The sequence below is a fragment of the Erwinia mallotivora genome, from assembly GCF_000590885.1.
Taxonomy (GTDB): domain Bacteria; phylum Pseudomonadota; class Gammaproteobacteria; order Enterobacterales; family Enterobacteriaceae; genus Erwinia; species Erwinia mallotivora.
Window position 1 is genome coordinate 42,515 of sequence record NZ_JFHN01000018.1, and the last position, 16,798, is coordinate 59,312.

At 53.3% G+C, this 16,798-nt stretch carries 18 protein-coding genes; 11 read left to right on the forward strand and 7 right to left on the reverse strand.

The window, feature by feature from the left end; all coding sequences use genetic code 11:
- Positions 1 to 42 precede the first annotated feature (42 nt).
- The gene (locus BG55_RS01395) at positions 43 to 957 is read right to left on the reverse strand and encodes a LysR family transcriptional regulator (protein ID WP_034933486.1); all 915 of its coding nucleotides are present in this window, start codon (positions 955 to 957) and stop codon (positions 43 to 45) included.
- A gap of 121 nt (positions 958 to 1,078) precedes the next feature.
- On the opposite strand from BG55_RS01395, the gene hpxD reads away from it, so the two are divergent.
- Together hpxD and BG55_RS01405 are read left to right on the forward strand one after the other, a co-directional pair.
- Positions 1,079 to 2,116: a molybdenum cofactor-independent xanthine hydroxylase subunit HpxD gene (gene hpxD / locus BG55_RS01400; RefSeq protein WP_420889600.1), complete on the forward strand. Its 1,038-nt coding sequence runs from the start codon at positions 1,079 to 1,081 to the stop codon at positions 2,114 to 2,116.
- 11 nt (positions 2,117 to 2,127) lie between these two features.
- Positions 2,128 to 3,093, forward strand: a complete 966-nt coding sequence (locus BG55_RS01405; protein ID WP_034933488.1) for a PDR/VanB family oxidoreductase — start codon at positions 2,128 to 2,130, stop codon at positions 3,091 to 3,093.
- Between the two features lie 4 nt (positions 3,094 to 3,097).
- Here BG55_RS01405 and BG55_RS01410 read toward each other — a convergent pair whose 3' ends face one another.
- From BG55_RS01410 to BG55_RS01420, 3 genes are read right to left on the reverse strand one after another with little or no spacing between them, the layout of a single operon-like run.
- Positions 3,098 to 3,604, reverse strand: a complete 507-nt coding sequence (locus BG55_RS01410; RefSeq protein WP_034933490.1) for a DUF1543 domain-containing protein — start codon at positions 3,602 to 3,604, stop codon at positions 3,098 to 3,100.
- Positions 3,605 to 3,618: 14 nt separating this feature from the next.
- On the reverse strand, positions 3,619 to 4,260 hold the full coding sequence (locus BG55_RS01415) for a LysE family translocator (RefSeq protein WP_034933491.1): 642 nt from the start codon (positions 4,258 to 4,260) through the stop codon (positions 3,619 to 3,621).
- Positions 4,257 to 5,042: a YqcI/YcgG family protein gene (locus BG55_RS01420; RefSeq protein ID WP_034933494.1), complete on the reverse strand. Its 786-nt coding sequence runs from the start codon at positions 5,040 to 5,042 to the stop codon at positions 4,257 to 4,259. Before BG55_RS01420 ends, BG55_RS01415 begins: the two co-directional genes overlap by 4 nt.
- A gap of 113 nt (positions 5,043 to 5,155) precedes the next feature.
- On the opposite strand from BG55_RS01420, the gene BG55_RS01425 reads away from it, so the two are divergent.
- The 4 genes from BG55_RS01425 to BG55_RS01440 all read left to right on the forward strand — a co-directional run bounded on the left by BG55_RS01425 (position 5,156) and on the right by BG55_RS01440 (position 8,770).
- A complete protein-coding gene (locus BG55_RS01425) occupies positions 5,156 to 6,067 on the forward strand; it encodes a LysR family transcriptional regulator (RefSeq protein WP_034933497.1) in 912 nt (303 codons plus the stop codon).
- A 237-nt stretch (positions 6,068 to 6,304) separates the two neighbouring features.
- Positions 6,305 to 7,648 (forward strand): heme anaerobic degradation radical SAM methyltransferase ChuW/HutW, encoded by a 1,344-nt coding sequence (hutW, locus tag BG55_RS01430; RefSeq protein WP_034933500.1) that lies wholly within the window; start codon positions 6,305 to 6,307, stop codon positions 7,646 to 7,648.
- On the forward strand, positions 7,629 to 8,123 hold the full coding sequence (gene hutX, locus BG55_RS01435) for a heme utilization cystosolic carrier protein HutX (protein ID WP_034933502.1): 495 nt from the start codon (positions 7,629 to 7,631) through the stop codon (positions 8,121 to 8,123). Before hutW ends, hutX begins: the two co-directional genes overlap by 20 nt.
- Entirely contained in the window at positions 8,123 to 8,770 is a 648-nt protein-coding gene (locus BG55_RS01440; RefSeq protein WP_034933505.1) for an SDR family oxidoreductase, read from the forward strand. Before hutX ends, BG55_RS01440 begins: the two co-directional genes overlap by 1 nt.
- A 135-nt stretch (positions 8,771 to 8,905) precedes the next feature.
- Here BG55_RS01440 and BG55_RS01445 read toward each other — a convergent pair whose 3' ends face one another.
- Complete coding sequence (locus BG55_RS01445; RefSeq protein ID WP_034933508.1) at positions 8,906 to 9,397, reverse strand: YajQ family cyclic di-GMP-binding protein; 492 nt, start codon at positions 9,395 to 9,397, stop codon at positions 8,906 to 8,908.
- Positions 9,398 to 9,535: 138 nt separating this feature from the next.
- On the opposite strand from BG55_RS01445, the gene panE reads away from it, so the two are divergent.
- Together panE and yajL are read left to right on the forward strand one after the other, a co-directional pair.
- Positions 9,536 to 10,456, forward strand: coding sequence for a 2-dehydropantoate 2-reductase (panE, locus tag BG55_RS01450; RefSeq protein WP_034933509.1), 921 nt, complete (start codon positions 9,536 to 9,538; stop codon positions 10,454 to 10,456).
- On the forward strand, positions 10,416 to 11,015 hold the full coding sequence (yajL, locus tag BG55_RS01455; protein WP_034933946.1) for a protein deglycase YajL: 600 nt from the start codon (positions 10,416 to 10,418) through the stop codon (positions 11,013 to 11,015). The genes panE and yajL overlap by 41 nt, the downstream gene beginning before the upstream one ends.
- A gap of 129 nt (positions 11,016 to 11,144) precedes the next feature.
- Here the strand turns inward: yajL and BG55_RS01460 are convergent, their stop codons facing one another.
- Both BG55_RS01460 and thiI read right to left on the reverse strand, forming a co-directional pair.
- On the reverse strand, positions 11,145 to 11,480 hold the full coding sequence (locus BG55_RS01460) for a nuclear transport factor 2 family protein (protein ID WP_034933511.1): 336 nt from the start codon (positions 11,478 to 11,480) through the stop codon (positions 11,145 to 11,147).
- Positions 11,481 to 11,734: 254 nt separating this feature from the next.
- On the reverse strand, positions 11,735 to 13,183 hold the full coding sequence (gene thiI, locus BG55_RS01465) for a tRNA uracil 4-sulfurtransferase ThiI (RefSeq protein ID WP_034933512.1): 1,449 nt from the start codon (positions 13,181 to 13,183) through the stop codon (positions 11,735 to 11,737).
- 336 nt (positions 13,184 to 13,519) lie between these two features.
- Between thiI and xseB the strand changes: the two genes are divergently transcribed.
- Genes xseB through dxs form a run of 3 tightly spaced genes read left to right on the forward strand, consistent with a single transcriptional unit; the run spans position 13,520 to position 16,546 of the window.
- Positions 13,520 to 13,762, forward strand: a complete 243-nt coding sequence (gene xseB, locus BG55_RS01470; protein ID WP_034933515.1) for an exodeoxyribonuclease VII small subunit — start codon at positions 13,520 to 13,522, stop codon at positions 13,760 to 13,762.
- Positions 13,762 to 14,661 carry a (2E,6E)-farnesyl diphosphate synthase gene (ispA, locus tag BG55_RS01475; protein ID WP_034933519.1) on the forward strand — a complete coding sequence of 300 codons (900 nt, stop codon included), beginning with the start codon at positions 13,762 to 13,764 and terminating at the stop codon, positions 14,659 to 14,661. Before xseB ends, ispA begins: the two co-directional genes overlap by 1 nt.
- Before the next feature lie 19 nt (positions 14,662 to 14,680).
- A complete protein-coding gene (gene dxs, locus BG55_RS01480; RefSeq protein ID WP_034933521.1) occupies positions 14,681 to 16,546 on the forward strand; it encodes a 1-deoxy-D-xylulose-5-phosphate synthase in 1,866 nt (621 codons plus the stop codon).
- The last annotated feature ends 252 nt before the right edge of the window (positions 16,547 to 16,798 follow it).

Consider the following 16,798-nt stretch of genomic DNA (forward strand, 5'->3'; position numbering starts at 1 on the left):
GGGCCTGTTTTAAGTAAAAGTCGCTGGATGTTTTTTGTATTGTTAGTCTTTATGCCTGTGCAGCGCTTCAATTACCGCACAAAGTCGCTGAATGACGTGCTGAGCCGCTCGCGATAACTGTCGGGAAGGTGCGGTGCATAATGCCAGCGTAAGCGGGCGCAACTGGCTGTTTCGGAGGGGGACAAAACGCAGATTCCCTCGCCTGACATCCGTCATCACATCCAGGCGACTCAGGACACAGACCCCGGCCTTCTGCATAATCATGTTGCGGATAAGACCAATATCATTGCAGGAGATGAAATTATCCGGAAATTGCCCGTTGCGGTGATAAAGCGAGATAACCCGTTCGTGAACCACCAGAGAGGCCTGCGGGATAATATGTCGTTCACCGCTCAGTTCACTCAGGCTGAGGCTGGTTCTGGTGCTCAGTTGATGATCGACAGGTAGCACGACCCCCATCTCCAGTTCGGCAAAAGCCAGTACTTCAAGCCCGGTGACAGCACCAGGATCGAGTATCAGACCAAAATCAACCTCAGAATCGCGGATCATCCGGCAAATCTCTGCGCTGTTTTCCACCGCCAGTTTTAGCGTCAACCATTCATTTTCAACCGCAACCGTTGCCAGTTCCTCAGCAATATCCCCCTCGGTCAGCGCCTGGACCAGCCCTGCACTGACCTGACCACGCTTCATCCCCTGAATTTCATCAAACCGTTGACGGGTGACGCTGAACTCACGCTGCCAGCGTATCAGGTCGCCATACAGCAGCTCTCCGGCTGTTGTCATCCGCATTCCTTCCGGCAGACGTTCAAACAGCGCGATAGCGAAACTCTCTTCCGCCTGCAAAATCTGTCGGTTAATCGCCGAGGCGGAGACGTGTAGCTTCTCAGCGGCCTTCCGCAAACTGCCGCTGCGCGCAACCTCAATAAAATAAACCGCGAAACGGGAAAAGGGACTCATCACCCGCCTATCTCCTTTTTTGCAACACAACAGTGAATTAATGCTGATGGATTAGAACACATTAAAGCATTAACAATATCCGGACAAACATAAAGGCAAACTGCTAAGCGAATCACGGGATATGGGTATGAACAAAATAACGCCTCCTGCACACTGTACTTTTGAACCTGACGACTGGCTGCGACTGGCGCAGCAGTGGCATCCCGTTGCCCGTTCATCAGATATCACCAGTGCGCCATCCAAAGCCGTGCTGCTCGATGAGTCGCTGGTGATTTACCGCATTAACAACAACGTCGTGGTGGCGCGTGATATCTGCCCCCATCGCGGCGTTCCATTGACGCTTGGCTTTCATGACGCAGAGGGCATTGTCTGTCCTTATCATGGACTTCGCTTCGGTGAAGGTGGCAAGTGCAACCGTATTCCCTCCAGTCCCAATCAGCCCATCCCGGCGAAACTGAACCTGCTGACCTTTCAGGTTGAAGAACGCTATGGTCTGGTATGGGTCTGCATGATCCCGGATGCGGAGAATCCTGCCCTGCTGCCGGTAATGCCCCACTGGACAGACGACGGTTTCCAGCAGATTAACTGTCCGGGATTTGACGTAAACGGTTTTGCCGGACGCCAGGTGGAAGGATTTCTTGATGTGGCCCATTTTGCCTGGATACATACCGAAACCTTCGCCGACGCCAATAATCAGGTGGTGCCCGCATACAATCCGGTTGAAAAGGCATTCGGCTTTGAAGTCGACTACTGGAGCACGGTTGGCAACTATCCGGCCAGCGCACAGCACCAGGCTACGGAAGGATTCCAGTGGCTACGCCATTTTGAAATGCATCTTCCCTTTACCGCCACGCTGACTATCCATTTTCCGGGAGACTCGCGGCTGGTCATTATGAACGCCGCTTCGCCCGTTTCAGCGCGAAAAACCCGCATGTTTGCGCCGATAGCGAGGAACTTTGATCTGCATGTTCCCGTGGAAGAAGTCCATGCCTTCAACCAGCGGGTGTTTGAAGAAGATCGTCTGATGGTGGAAACCCAGATGCCGGAAAGATTACCGCTTGATCTGACACTGGAGGCGCATATTCCCGCCGATCGCAGCTCGATTGCCTATCGCAGAAGCCTTAAGCGTATGGGCTTTGGTGAATTTTTCCTGGTCTGAGGGAGATAACGATGACGAACCTGATCAAGGTAGTGGTGGACGGCATATGGCGTCAGGGCGATCGCAATCTGGGGATCAGCCTGGTTGCAGAGAACGGGCAGGCGCTGCCTGACTGGCAGCCAGGTGCGCACATTGATGTTTATCTCAGGGAGAATCTGATACGGCAATACTCACTGACCGGAGCAGCAGGTCATCCCGGTGAGTACCAGATCTGTGTAGCGCGGGAACAGCAGTCGCGCGGCGGCTCAGCCTGGATACATGATGTGCTGCGTCCTGGGCAGAGCCTCAGTATCTCCGCTCCTCGCAATCTCTTTCCTCTGCAACCCGCCGGTAAGGTTATTCTGCTGGCTGCGGGGATTGGCATCACGCCACTGTATGCGATGGCAGAAGCGCTTGAAGCCAGTGGCATCCCCTTTCATCTGCATTATTATGTCCGCAAGCGAAGCGATGCGGCATTTCTTGCACCGTTATCGAGAGCTTTCCGCCATGGAACCTGTGAAATCTGGTCCGGCAGCGACGGGCAAAGTCCACGTACCCATACGCCTGCCGCGCTCAGCCAGCCTTCAGCGCAGACTCATCTCTATCTTTGTGGCCCTGAAGGCTTTATGACACAGATGGCAGATACGGCCGTCGGCGCTGGCTGGCAGGAAGAAAATATCCACATCGAAGCCTTCAAACCACCGTCATCCGCGACGAGTGAAAGTGGCGATAACTTCACGGTCACCCTCTCTTCCACAGGCCAGCAGTGGGTTGTACCGGCGGAAAAGTCGATTGCCTGCGTGTTAATTGAGAACGGCATTGATGTGCCGCTTTCCTGTGAAATGGGCATGTGTGGCGCCTGTCTGACGGCGGTGAAGCAGGGGATGGTTGATCACCGGGATACCGTTCAGTCAGAAGGCGAAAAACAAGCAGAGCAGCAATATGTTGCACTTTGCTGCTCGCGAAGCCTGTCGCCAGAGCTGGTGATTGATCTTTAGCCCGTCAGACGCCGATGGGCTGATAGCCCTGCCATTCCGGCACAAACCGCGCACCGGATTCAGACGGGGTGAGATGGATGTAAAGATTGCCGAGCTTTTCCAGCAGCAGGCAGTCATCGACATCTTTAAGGTTATCTTTGTGCTGTTGCAACGCGCCATTCAGCAGGCTCGCCAGGCCACGGGCTTTCGCTTCTTTCATGTTTTTTGCCACAAAAAAATCAAAAGCATGTAACTCTGCCAGGCTGGAAGGATGATAACCTCCGGCGTTGACAAACCAGAGTCGCATGGCCTGATCATCCGGCGGCGTCGCGCGCAGACTGATCGTGTAACCATCCGCCCATCTCACTCTGGCGTAACCATCGATGTGTATCTTATCGGGGTCGCCAAACCAGGCTTCACGCAGTGCAGGCCAGGCATCTTCCGGCTTGTCAGCCGCAACAAACTGGATGTCATGAACTTCAATATTCGATTTCCCGGCATTACCACCCAGGTAAAAAATATACAAATACACGTCAGCTTCCTGTATCAGAGGGACCTGTGCGAAATCAGGCTCGCTATTTCGAGTACGTTGTATATCACCCCACATAACGCCACGCCAAGTAAAAACAGGGAAGAGGTCAGCTCAATGGTTCTGCCGTGACGGGATGGCATCCACCGTTTAACCGTCAGAATATAGAGCGTAAGAATGGCAAAATCGAAGAAAATCCACACCACGCACAGCGTCATGATACTGGTGCTGAAATCACGCGTTACCGCAATAAACTGTGGGAAGAAAGAGACGAAGAACAGAATATCTTTCGGATTGGCAATGCCGGTCATGAAGCCGCGAAAGAAGCCGCCGCGGTGGTTTATTGCCGGTTTGACCGTCGGGCCATCCTGTGCTGGGCGGCTCAACAGGCTCTGAAGCGCGGTATAGCCAATGTAAAGCGATCCGGCCACGCCGGTCAGCCACAGCCAGACCGGCGAGAGTGAAACAACCCCTTTCAGGGTCAGCGTAGCCAGTGCAATAAGCACCAGCGATGCGCCGTTAGTGCCCACCGCCGTGGCAAAAGCGCTGCGATAGCCATAACGGGCAGCCGTGCCGGTAATCAATGCCACTACCGGGCCGGGCGTCAGCAGCAGCATCATGACCGAAAGAATATACGCCCCCAAAAGAGTGATGTTCATTGCAATTTTTTTTCCTTATGGATGTGAAGTGGACAGCCGGAAAAACTGGCCGAACCGGGTTCGTTTAACTGATATTGTTTCCATTCCAGACTGCCATCATCGCCATAAAATCCGAGTTCACCAGGCACATAGCCCTGATTGTAATCACTGACTCTGGCGCGGATTTTCTCGCGGATTTTGATCCCTTTAGGGTCGCGATGACTGGCAAGAATGTCGAAATGGGGCCTGGGGTTAATGACAAATACCACCCTTTCGCCGAGATTCCGGCTGCGTAGCCGGGCGTGTCCGGGACAGCTGATGTTGATAAAGAGTTCTGTGCCACCAAAACAGAATGACCAGGCACTCTCGTCAGGCGAAGTAGGAATATGTTCCGGCCAGGGACGGGCATCGTGGTCATGCAGCATTTGCAACTGCTGCCATGCGAACCGGTGAGCCTCGTCGAGAGAAGAGAATTCGTTCTGCTCAAAGATCAGGATCAACGGGCTGTACAGGCGTTGCTCCTCCGGCAGGGTCTGTGTCCGCCTGATAAATAAATTCATCACCGAGAGCATCTCACTGCTGGCCTGTTGCCGGCTGATAAATCCAAACAGCAGGCTTTCAGATTTCCATGCATGACGGGCGAATAAGCAGGGAAAATGCCGGTCTTCCAGTTTGTCAGCGATATCGCTGAATCCGTCCAGCCTCCAGCCTTTGCGTGCCCGCGCACCCACTATATCTCTGTGCAGCATCATTAAATCGGTCTGCCTGAGTATCGCCCCGTTGCTGAGTAACCTGTCTTCCATCTCGTTTCTCTGTTAAGCCTGATTGCCGGACGGAATTATTCATTTCCGGACAGCACTTGAAAAACGGATAAAACTCGCGCTTAATGTGACAAAAAATCAAAATGAGAAAAATGATGTCACTTCCACCGCTCTACGCATTACGCGCATTTGAGGCAGCAGCAAGGCTCGGCTCATTCAGCAAAGCCGCAGATTTACTCAATGTTACGCCAGGGGCTATCAGCCGACATATCCGTACCCTGGAAGCCTGGTTTGACTGCGAACTGTTCAGGCGAAACGGTCCCCGAATCATCGTTACCGACGCGGGCCGGGTGCTGGCAAATCAACTGACTGAAGGTTTCTTTTGTATCGAACGGGCCTGCTTTGCCTTTCGCAGCAATAATCACAATCTACGGCTGAAAGCGCCCTCCACCCTGACCATGCGCTGGCTTCTAGACGTGCTGAACGCCTTTCGTGAGAGCAACGCCACGCCGCATGTGGAAATTACCAGCGTCTGGATGGATACCGATGTGGTGGATTTCAGCTTTGAGCCCTATGACTGTGCAATCCTGCTGGGCAATGGCAATTTCGGCGAGACAACAGCCAGCAAACTGTTGTTTGATGAGTGGTTAATTCCGGTGTGTACACCGCTGTTGAAGACCGCTGCTCAGGTCAATCTGGCAGGCTGTGAGCTGATTCACCCTTCTCCCGATCGACGTGACTGGCGAAGATGGCTCAAGAAAACCGGCAAATATCCGGGCCTGAACCTCTCAGGCGGTAAGGTCTTTGACACCCTCGAACAGGGCAACCTCGCGGCTATCAGCGGGCATGGCGTTTCTGTTGGCGATCTTCTGCTGAGCCTCGAAGCCATTAATAACGGCCTGCTTTCGCTGCCTTTTGAACAGGCCGTTGCCACCGGCGACGGTTACTATCTGGTCTGGCCAGCTAATTCACCCAGGCTAAAAAATATTGAGTTGCTGTTTGACTGGCTGAAAAAATCGGTGCCTGTCTTACCACAAAAAGGAATCCTTTACAGCGACCCTGTATGACAGCGATAGCCTGCGTTCGGCATGGCATCCGGACAATATACCCGCAGGTTTTCTGTTAACCCTTTCTGTCATCATCCCTGAGCTGGCGGCGGCGTTCTTATGCCGCCTTAAACACGCTTAACAGTGATTAATTATCAATCCCCTTCGCTCATCCTTGACTTAAATCATCGTCATCATGCTGAGAAATGATAATGATTATCTTTTGACTCTCTTCCCTCTGCCTTATGGAAAAGGACTATGCAAATTGATTTAACCCCGTGGTTTGCACAACCCGGCGTTCAGGCTTTCACTGAACGTCGGACTGCCATGCCGTGGCGTAACAAAACGCCATTAGCGGCTGACGCAATTCAATCCGCCTGGCAAAGGTTATTGCAGCAATCCTTGCCGCCCCGTAAACGTCTGCTCTATCTCCACATTCCGTTTTGCGACACCCGCTGTACATTCTGCGGCTTTTACCAGAATAAATTTCACGCCGATGAGGCCGAAAAATATGTCAGCTATCTGCTACGTGAAATCGAAATGGAAGCCGACAGTCCGTTACATCAGTCAGCCCCAATCCATGCAATATATTTTGGCGGCGGCACCCCGACATCACTCTCAGCGCAAGGACTGTACCGTATCATCAGCCTGCTGAGGAGCAGGCTGCCACTGGCACCGGACTGTGAAATCACCATCGAAGGCCGGATTCTTAACTTTGATGATGCGCGAATTGATGCCTGTCTGGACGCCGGGGCCAATCGCTTTTCGATTGGCATACAAACGTTTGACAGCCGTATTCGTAAGAAGATGGCGCGGACATCCGATCGTCAGCAATCCGTCGCTTTTCTGGAGGCACTGTGCCGTCGTGACCGGGCCGCAGTGGTCTGCGATTTGATGTTTGGCCTGCCCGGACAGACGGCGGAAAGCTGGCAAACCGATCTCGAAACGGTCAGGGACATTGGCCTTGATGGCGTGGATCTTTACGCCCTGAACCTGCTTCCTACCACGCCGCTGGCTAAAGCCGTGGAAAATCAACGCACGGATCTGCCGGATGTCACTGAACGGCGGGATCTTTATCTTCAGGGTGCCGCCCTGCTGGCAGATTATGGCTGGCGACAGTTAAGCAACAGCCACTGGGCCAGAACGACCCGAGAGCGCAACATGTACAACCTGCTGATTAAGCAGGGTGCCGACTGCCTGGCGATCGGCTCTGGCGCTGGCGGTAACCTCAATGGTCAGGCGTATATGATGCACCGCCAGCTGGAAAACTATTACCAGGCGCTGGACAACGACCAGAAGCCCATTGGCATGATGACGCCAGCTACAGAGCATCCACAGCAATGGCGTCACCAGTTGCAGGGCGGAATTGAGGCAGGACGGCTGGATCTGACGGCGCTCAGCCCGGATGCCGCCACCCTTCAACCCCTTGTTGAGCAGTGGCATCAGTCAGGGTTGCTGACTGACAATTCGCTCTGCCTGCGTCTTACCGACAGCGGGCGTTTCTGGGCCAATAACCTGATGCAGTCACTGGCAGAAATTTTTATGCAACTTAACGCCACCCCATCCGAAAAAGGAAGTCATTATGCAACCCACCCTCTCTGAATTTATGCAGACAAATCCGGACGGTACGCTGGAAGAGATTGCAGAGCGTTATGCCGTGCCGCTCCAGACGGTGATTACGGCATTACCTGTCAGAACATTGATCGACGGTGCGCACTTTGATGCAGTCTGGGACAACATCACCCGCTGGGGAGATGTGACCACGCTGGTAAATAATCAGGATATTATTCTGGAGTTTCACGGGGAATTACCTTCTGGTCGTCACGGCCACGGTTATTTCAACCTGCGCAGCAAACAGGGACTGAGCGGTCACATTCGTGCCAGCCACTGTCAGCACATTGCCTTCGTCGAACGTCCTTTTATGAGCATGGCAACCGCCTCGGTTATTTTCCTTAACGCGCAGGGCCAGGCTATGCTGAAAATCTTCGTGGGTCGCGACAGCCATCGGCAGTTGCAACCCGACCAGCTCAACGCTTTTCGCCAACTGGCAGAAGCCCTGCAACAGGGAGAGAATTAATGGCAAAGTGGCTGATTTTTGGCGCTGCCAGAGGAACCGGCGCGGAGTTGTTGCACTTTGCCGTCAGGCATCAACAGCCGGTGGTGATAATGGTGCGTAAACTGGAAGATGCAGAGCGGCTGGCCGCAATGAACAACGTACAGGTATTCGTCGGCGATGCCTGCGATACCCGCAGCGTGATACAAGCCTGTCAGGCTGCCGGACCTGATGCCGTAATTATTTCTACTATAGGTGGTCATCACGACTATCTCGCCCACCGGAATATCATTGACTGCGCCGAGCTGACCGGCATCAGCCAGATGCTGATGGTGACATCGCTTGGCTGCGGCGACAGCTGGCCGACATTGTCCGAGCGGGCCAGACAGGCATTTGGTCAGGCGGTCAGAGAGAAGTCGCTGGCAGAAAGCTGGCTGCAAACCAGTCGGCTGGCCTGGTGCATTATCCGGCCCGGCGGTCTGCTGAATGGTGAAGCGACCGGAAAAGGCCAGCTACTGCAAAACAGAGAGGTTCATGGCCTGATACGTCGTGCAGATGTGGCCCTGGCCATTATTTCCCTGCTTGAAAACCCGCTGGATAATCAAATCTACAGCCTGGTCGAACCGGGGTTAACGCCCGAAAACAAACCAGTCAGCGGCGAAACGAAGTAGCCGCTGCACAAATCCTGCCTGCCAGGGAATCGGCACCCGGCCCGCATGGAAGCGGCTGAATGCCTGAACCGCGTCCGCAAACAAAGAAAAGCGTGAGTCTGTGACACCGGGGGCGAATCAGTTCGCCCTGTTTGCTCAGTCGCGGAAGTTTTTGAACTGAAAAGGCTGACCAAGATTACCACCGCGCACCACAGCCATGGCGCTTTGCAGATCGTCACGGGACTTGCCGGTAACCCGCACTTCTTCACCCTGAATTTGTGACTGCACCTTCAACTTACTGTCTTTGATCAGTTTCACCAGTTTTTTTGCCACGTCTGTAGGGATACCTTTTTTCAGCTGGGCATCCACCGCCCAGGTCTTGCCGCTGTGTTCAATTTCTTCCGGGACTTCCAGCGCGCCGCCCTCAATCCCACGCTTCAGCAATTTTTCACGCAGAATATCCACCAGCTGTTTCACCTGAAAATCAGATTCGCTCAACACCCTGATTGATTCATTTTTCTCGTTCAGTTCGTAACTGGCGGTCACATTGCGAAAATCGAAGCGGCTGGACAGTTCACGGTTAGCATTTTCAACGGCATTTCTCACTTCCTGCATGTCGATTTCTGAAACAACATCGAAAGATGGCATGATGTATTCTCCTGATTCTAAAGTGACAGGCATAATACCGACTTAGCTGGCTTAAAAAAACCACCCGCGTCTGAAGCTGTAGCAGAAAAACCAGGTGCCGGGGGCGGGCCATATTTCACCCGTATGCGGAGAGGATCAATGAAGATTACCGTCTTAGGATGCGGAGCCTTAGGGCAAATCTGGCTGGCTGCCCTTGCCGCCCGTGGACATGATGTTCAGGGCTGGTTAAGGGTGCCACAGCCCCATTGCGCGGCAGAGGTGGTGACGCCGGATGGCGAAGTCATTAACAAAACCTTTATCGCCAACAGTGCCACGTTTCTGCGAGCCAGCGAGTTGTTGCTGGTAACGCTGAAAGCCTGGCAGGTATCCGGGGCGGTTAAAAACGTGCAGTCTCTCCTGCCTGAAGCCTGTCCGGTTCTTTTACTGCATAACGGCATGGGCACCCTGGAAGAGCTGAAATCTCTGCAACAACCGCTGCTGCGCGGCATTACCACACATGCCGCCACGCGCGACGGCTCGCGGGTAGTCCATGTTGCAACGGGGATTACGCATATTGGCCCGGTATCCCCGAACGGCGAACGCTTCAGCGATCTGGCAGAAATGCTGCACCAGGCCTTGCCGGATGTCGCGTGGCACAACAATGTCGCATCCGCAGCCTGGCAAAAACTGGCGGTCAACTGCGTGGTGAATCCGTTAACGGTGAAATATGACTGTCCAAATGGATTACTGCTCAACCATCAGCAGGAAGTGGCAACACTGTGTGATGAAGTGGCCAGCGTAATGGAACGTGAAGGCCACCATACTTCGCGTGAGGCGCTACTTGATTATGTGATGGATGTCATTAACAGCACCGCAGCCAACACCTCTTCGATGCTACAGGACATCCGCGCGGGAAGACGGACCGAGATAGACTACATTAACGGCTATGTGATTCGTCGTGCCAGAGCGCAGGGCCTGGTCACACCGGAAAACAACCGGTTATATGAACTGATTAAGCATAAGGAACAAAATGATGAGCATCAACGCATCGGTACTGGTCTGCCTGGCCGCTGGCAGTGAAGAAATGGAGGCGGTGACCACCATCGATCTGCTGGTGCGGGCAGGCTTATCGGTGACCACCGCCAGCGTAACCGAAGATGGCAGTACGGAAATCCGCTGCTCACGCGGCGTCAGACTGATAGCTGATGCGCCACTGATTGAGGTCGCTGATAACGATTTTGCGGCCATCGTTCTTCCGGGCGGTCTTAAAGGCGCTGAAGCGTTCCGCGACAGCCCCCTGCTGGTTGAAACCGTTCGTCAGTTTCACCTTTCCGGGCGCATCGTGGCCGCTATCTGCGCAGCAGCCGGTACGGTACTGGTGCCGCATGACCTGTTTCCGGTGGGCAATATGACCGGATTCCCTGGCCTCAAACACACCATTCCTGAGTCAAAATGGATGGATAAGCGGGTCGTGTGGGATCCCCGCGTTAATCTTCTCACCAGCCAGGGACCCGGAACCGCCATTGATTTTGCCCTGAAACTGATCGACCTGTTGTTAGGAAAAGAAACAGCCCATCAGGTTGCCAGCCAACTGGTGCTGGCCGCCGGGATTTTTGATTATCGTGAATGGGTGGAATAACTGCCGCTGAGGTTTGTTAAGACAAATTTTCAGACCACTAATCCTGTGCAGCCACCATCCGCTTTGTACTCAATCCCGATTCTGACCGCAGAGAATCGGGATTAAATCGCAAAAGCCCCCTCAGTTTTGTCAGGGAAAATAAAACCAGGCGGTGCTAATCAGACCGTCGTTGACCTCGAAGACGGCAACGCTCTCCAGTGGATTGGCAGATAAACCATAAATAAGCTCATGGTCGAACACTTTATTGCCCAGTACGATTCTGGAAATAAGCTCGGCCTTCAGCTGAGGATTATTAAAACGGTTATTGATGTAGAACTCCCTCAATGCGGCCTTACCCGTTGTTGACGGTGTTTCAGCAGGCATACGATATCCGCGAAAGTCATCAGCAAAACACGCGATAAAAGCCTCAATATCATGCGCATTGTAAGCAGCAAACTGCGCCTTAACTGGCAAATCGACCGACATAACACCCCTCCACATTGACTATTTATTCAAATTAATAGCATTAAAATTCATAATTTAACAGCGTAGTTTGCTGCCGTTTTGCTGTTGCGTCGGAGAGAGTAATCAGATTTTTGTCGGTATCGCCGTTCAGGAGAACAATAATGACCCTGTAAAAATGATTTAATTCATATTGTTACAGGAATTGCATTACTGAGGTGAGCATGGCGGATCATCAATTACTGCGGGCAAGGGGCGAATGAGTTCGCCCCGGCAATTTATGGACGGTAAACCCTGACGTTGGTAAAACCCTGTTCATGCAGGTACAGAGCCTGTAAGCGGCTCATCACGCCACGTTCGCAGTAAAGGAGCCAGGTTTTGCTCTGATCGAGATCGCCAAACTGGCTGCTGAGCTTGTAAAACGGCAGGCTTTTCACCTCGACACCCTCCAGCTCCAGCGGCCTGTCGTCCTGCTCATCGGGGGAGCGGATATCCAGCACCACATCGTTGGGGCTGAAAGACACCACGGTTTCCACCTCCACCACTTCCTGCTGCGTTTCTTCAGCAATCTGACGAATATCAACATTGGTCGCTTCTGCCACCACCCGGTCCAGAATGGTAAAGTCGAAGTTTTGCTCTTCCGCCTCAATTTTCGCCTTCACTGCCTTCACCGTCGGGCTTTTTGAAATAACGCCACAGTATTCCGGCATGGTGCGGGCAAAATCTTCCGTGCCGATTTGCCGCGCAAGGTCAATAATCTGCTCTTTGTCATGGGAAATCAGCGGACGCAGGACGAGGGTGTCAGACGCATTATCGATCAGCCGCAGGTTGGTCAGCGTCTGGCTGGATACCTGACCAAGCGCTTCCCCGGTAACGATGGCCTGCACACCATAGCGTTCTGCGATGGTTGACGCCGCACGGACCATCATCCGTTTCAGCACCACCCCCATCTGACCATCCTCCACTTTTTCGAGGATCTCCCCCACCACCGGCTCAAAGTTAATGGCCACGAAACGCACCTTGTGTGAGCGGCCAAAACGGTGCCACAGATAGTGCGCCACCTGACGGACACCAATCTCATGCGCCGCGCCGCCCAGGTTGAAGAAGCAGTAATGCACACGACAACCACGACGGATCAGCATGTAGCTGGAAACGCCGGAGTCAAAGCCACCAGAAATCAGCGACAACACCTCTTCCTGGGTGCCAATAGGGAAACCGCCAATGCCGGCAAAACGCCCGGTGACCAGCAGCAGACGATCGTCGTCGATCTCCAGATTGACCGTCACTTCAGGATGATTGAGCTTAACCTGAGCGCTGGCAACATGCTGATTAAGACCGCCCCCCACATAACGCTCAACGTCCTGCGAACTGAAGGCCTGTTTGCCACGACGTTTAACCCGGACACAGAAGGTTTTTCCTGCAATCCTGTCGCGATTCAGCTCCAGCGTTTGTTCAAAAATATGATGAATATCGTTATAAGCACGATCTTCCACCGCAAGGATATGATGAATACCGGGAATACGGGTCAGTTCCGCGACGATATTACCGCGCTGGCTTTCATCTTTCGCCCGCACCTCGATATGGTCCCAGTGACGCACAACGGCGAGGGCCTCGTCGTACTGTTTCAGCACGTTGCGGATATTAGTGGTCAGAATTTTAATAAAACGCAGACGAACAGACTGACTTTTAATCGTAATTTCCGGGAAAAGCTTGATGATAAACTTCATGGTGACAGGGCTCAAAAGGCAATAAGGCGCTGAATATTCAGCACTCAGAGAGTAAGATGATGGTATTAAGCTGGCTTACCCGACTTAATCAGCCAGGCTGACTGGCGCGGCAGTAAGGCAGCAAATGCACACTTGTCCGAAAGCTCGCTCAGGAAAGTACCGGAATCAATGCAGGGCTTTAAACATGTAGGGTGCATTCTGAAAACGCGAGTGTATCACAGCTGTCTGTTAACCGCTTCTCCATCTGTTAACGGCAGCATTATTTTGCTAATCATTTTGAGTCAGCTACCATGGACGCCTTCATGGTGAAAAAAAACGACTGAGCCGATAGCCATTATGCCGAAAAAAGCCGAACAGCCCGCCAGCTTCGAAAACTCGCTGCAACAGCTGGAACAGATTGTGTCCCGTCTGGAAAGCGGAGATTTAGCGCTGGAGGAGGCGCTCAATGAATTTGAGCGTGGAGTCCAGCTTGCCCGCCTTGGACAGCAAAAACTGCAACAGGCAGAACAGCGCGTGCAAATCCTGCTCAGCAACGATCAGGAAAGCGAACTGAAGCCCTTCATGCCGGAAAATGACTGATGGAGCTGAGTACTCTTCTCACCGCGCATTACGCCCGGGTGAATCAGGCTTTGCAACGCTTTATTGCGCCGCTGCCGTTTCAGAGTTCTCCTCTGGTGGAGGCGATGGAATATGGCGCACTGTTAGGCGGGAAACGATTACGGCCATTTCTGGTTTATGCCACCGGAGAAATGCTGCACGCCGACGATGCGGCCCTGGATGCGCCCGCCGCCGCCGTGGAATGTATCCACGCTTATTCGCTTATCCATGATGATTTACCTGCTATGGATAACGACAGCCTGCGGCGCGGGCAGCCAACCTGTCATATAAAATTTGGCGAGGACACGGCTATTCTGGCAGGTGACGCCTTACAGACGCTGGCTTTTACCATCCTTGCCGATGCCCCAATGCCCGGCGTTACCCCAGCCGGACGCGTTGCCATGGTGTCGGAACTGGCTCAGGCCAGCGGTGTGGCCGGTATGTGTGGTGGTCAGGCTCTGGATCTGGCGGCGGAAGGTCGTAATGTGGATTTGAACGCGCTGGAACAGATTCATCGCCATAAAACCGGTGCGCTGATCCGCGCTGCGGTGCGGCTGGGCGCATTAAGCGCCGGTGAGCGCGGTTGTGAAGCGATTCCGGCGCTGGATCGCTATGCCAACGCAATTGGCCTTGCCTTTCAGGTGCAGGATGACATTCTCGATGTGGTAGGCGATACCGCCATCATTGGTAAGCAGCAGGGTGCTGACCAGCAGCTGGGGAAAAGCACCTACCCAGCACTGTTGGGACTGGACGGCGCGCGTGCAAAAACCCGGGATCTGCACCAGCAGGCGCTTAGCGCACTTGAAACACTTGCAGCACAATCCTATAACACGACATCGCTACAGCTGCTTGCAAGTTATATAATTGAACGCAATAAATAACGCCCACAATGAGTCTCTGATGAGTTTTGATACTGCAAAATATCCGACGCTGGCGCTGGCCAGCTCGGTACAAGAACTACGTACGCTTCCAAAAGAAAGCCTGCCAAAACTCTGTGACGAGCTGCGCCAGTATTTACTGGACAGCGTGAGCCGTTCAAGCGGCCATTTCGCCTCCGGGCTGGGCGTGGTGGAGCTTACCGTTGCGCTGCATTATGTCTACAACACGCCATTTGACCATTTGGTGTGGGACGTCGGTCACCAGGCTTATCCCCATAAGATCCTCACCGGACGCCGCGATCGCATCGGCACTATCCGTCAGAAAAACGGCCTGCATCCTTTTCCCTGGCGGGATGAGAGCGAATATGACGTCCTCAACGTCGGCCACTCTTCTACCTCGATCAGCGCCGGGCTGGGGATGGCAGTAGCTGCGGAAAAAGAGGGCAAAGGCCGCCGTACCGCCTGCGTAATTGGCGACGGAGCGATCACCGCCGGGATGGCATTTGAAGCGATGAACCACGCCGGTGATATCAAACCGGATTTGCTGGTGATACTTAACGACAACGAAATGTCAATTTCCGAAAACGTCGGGGCACTGAACAATCGTCTGGCGCAGATCCTCTCCGGTAAAACCTATTCGCGGCTGCGCGAAGGCGGGAAAAAAGTGCTGACCAACCTTCCCCCGATCAAAGAGCTGGTCAAACGTACCGAAGAACACCTGAAGGGCATGGTGGCCCCTGGCACGCTGTTTGAAGAGCTGGGCTTTAACTATATCGGTCCGGTTGATGGTCATGACGTGCTTTCACTGGTACACACGCTTAAGAACATGCGTGAACTGAAAGGCCCACAGTTTCTGCATGTGATGACCCGGAAAGGGAAAGGTTATGCACCAGCCGAGAAAGATCCTATCAGCTGGCACGCCGTACCCAAATTCGACCCGGCCAGCGGACTGTTGCCTGAAACGGCGGAAGGATTGCCCAGCTACTCGAAAATTTTTGGTCAGTGGCTGAGCGAAACCGCCGCCGATGATGCCAGACTGATGGCCATTACGCCCGCCATGCGCGAAGGTTCTGGCATGGTCAGCTTCTCCCGCGATTATCCTCAACAATATTTCGATGTAGCCATTGCTGAACAACATGCGGTCACTTTCGCTGCTGGTCTTGCTATCGGCGGCTATAAGCCGGTGGTGGCGATTTACTCCACCTTCCTGCAACGCGCTTATGATCAGTTGATTCATGATGTGGCTATTCAGAAACTGCCGGTGCTGTTTGCCATCGATCGTGGCGGCATCGTGGGTGCGGACGGCCAGACCCATCAGGGGGCATTCGATATCGCCTTCCTGCGTTGTATTCCCAATATGGTGATTATGACGCCGGCTGATGAGAATGAATGCCGTCAGATGCTGTACACCGGTTATCACCACGCTGAAGGCCCCAGTGCCGTACGTTATCCTCGTGGCACCGGGACAGGTGCCGAGCTGCAACCCCTCGCCCCGCTAGCGCTCGGTAAAGGCGTGGTGAAACGTCATGGAGAAAAGCTGGCGATCCTTAACTTTGGTACGCTGCTGCCCGAAGCGGCCAGCGTGGCGGAATCACTCAATGCCACGCTGGTGGATATGCGCTTTGTCAAACCACTTGATGAGGCGCTGATCGTTGAGCTGGCTGCCAGCCATGAGGCGCTGATTACCGTGGAAGAAGGCGCAGTTAAGGGCGGTGCAGGCAGTGGTGTGATTGAACTCCTGATGGCAAAACGTTGCTGTGTGCCGGTGCTGAATATCGGTCTGCCTGACGAATTTATTCCACAGGGTACGCAGGACGAAATTCGTCATGACTACCTGCTGGATGCTGAGGGTATGACCCGACAAATTAATCAGTGGATGGCGCTGTAACGATTATTACGACGCGGAAAGCAATAATTTTCCGCGTCTCCCCATGTTTTGTCTGCCCGTTCCCCCTCCTGTGAAAATACGCAGTATCAATGAAAACCACCTTTTCATTTTTATCACTTTTAAATAACCAGCGTCCCATTTTATCAGAAAATAAACCGGAACAGCCCGGTGATTAATATTTCCTGTAATTCACCATAACCCACCAGTAAAATAATTACGCTGCAAAATAGTTTTGCAGAAAAAAATAATCGT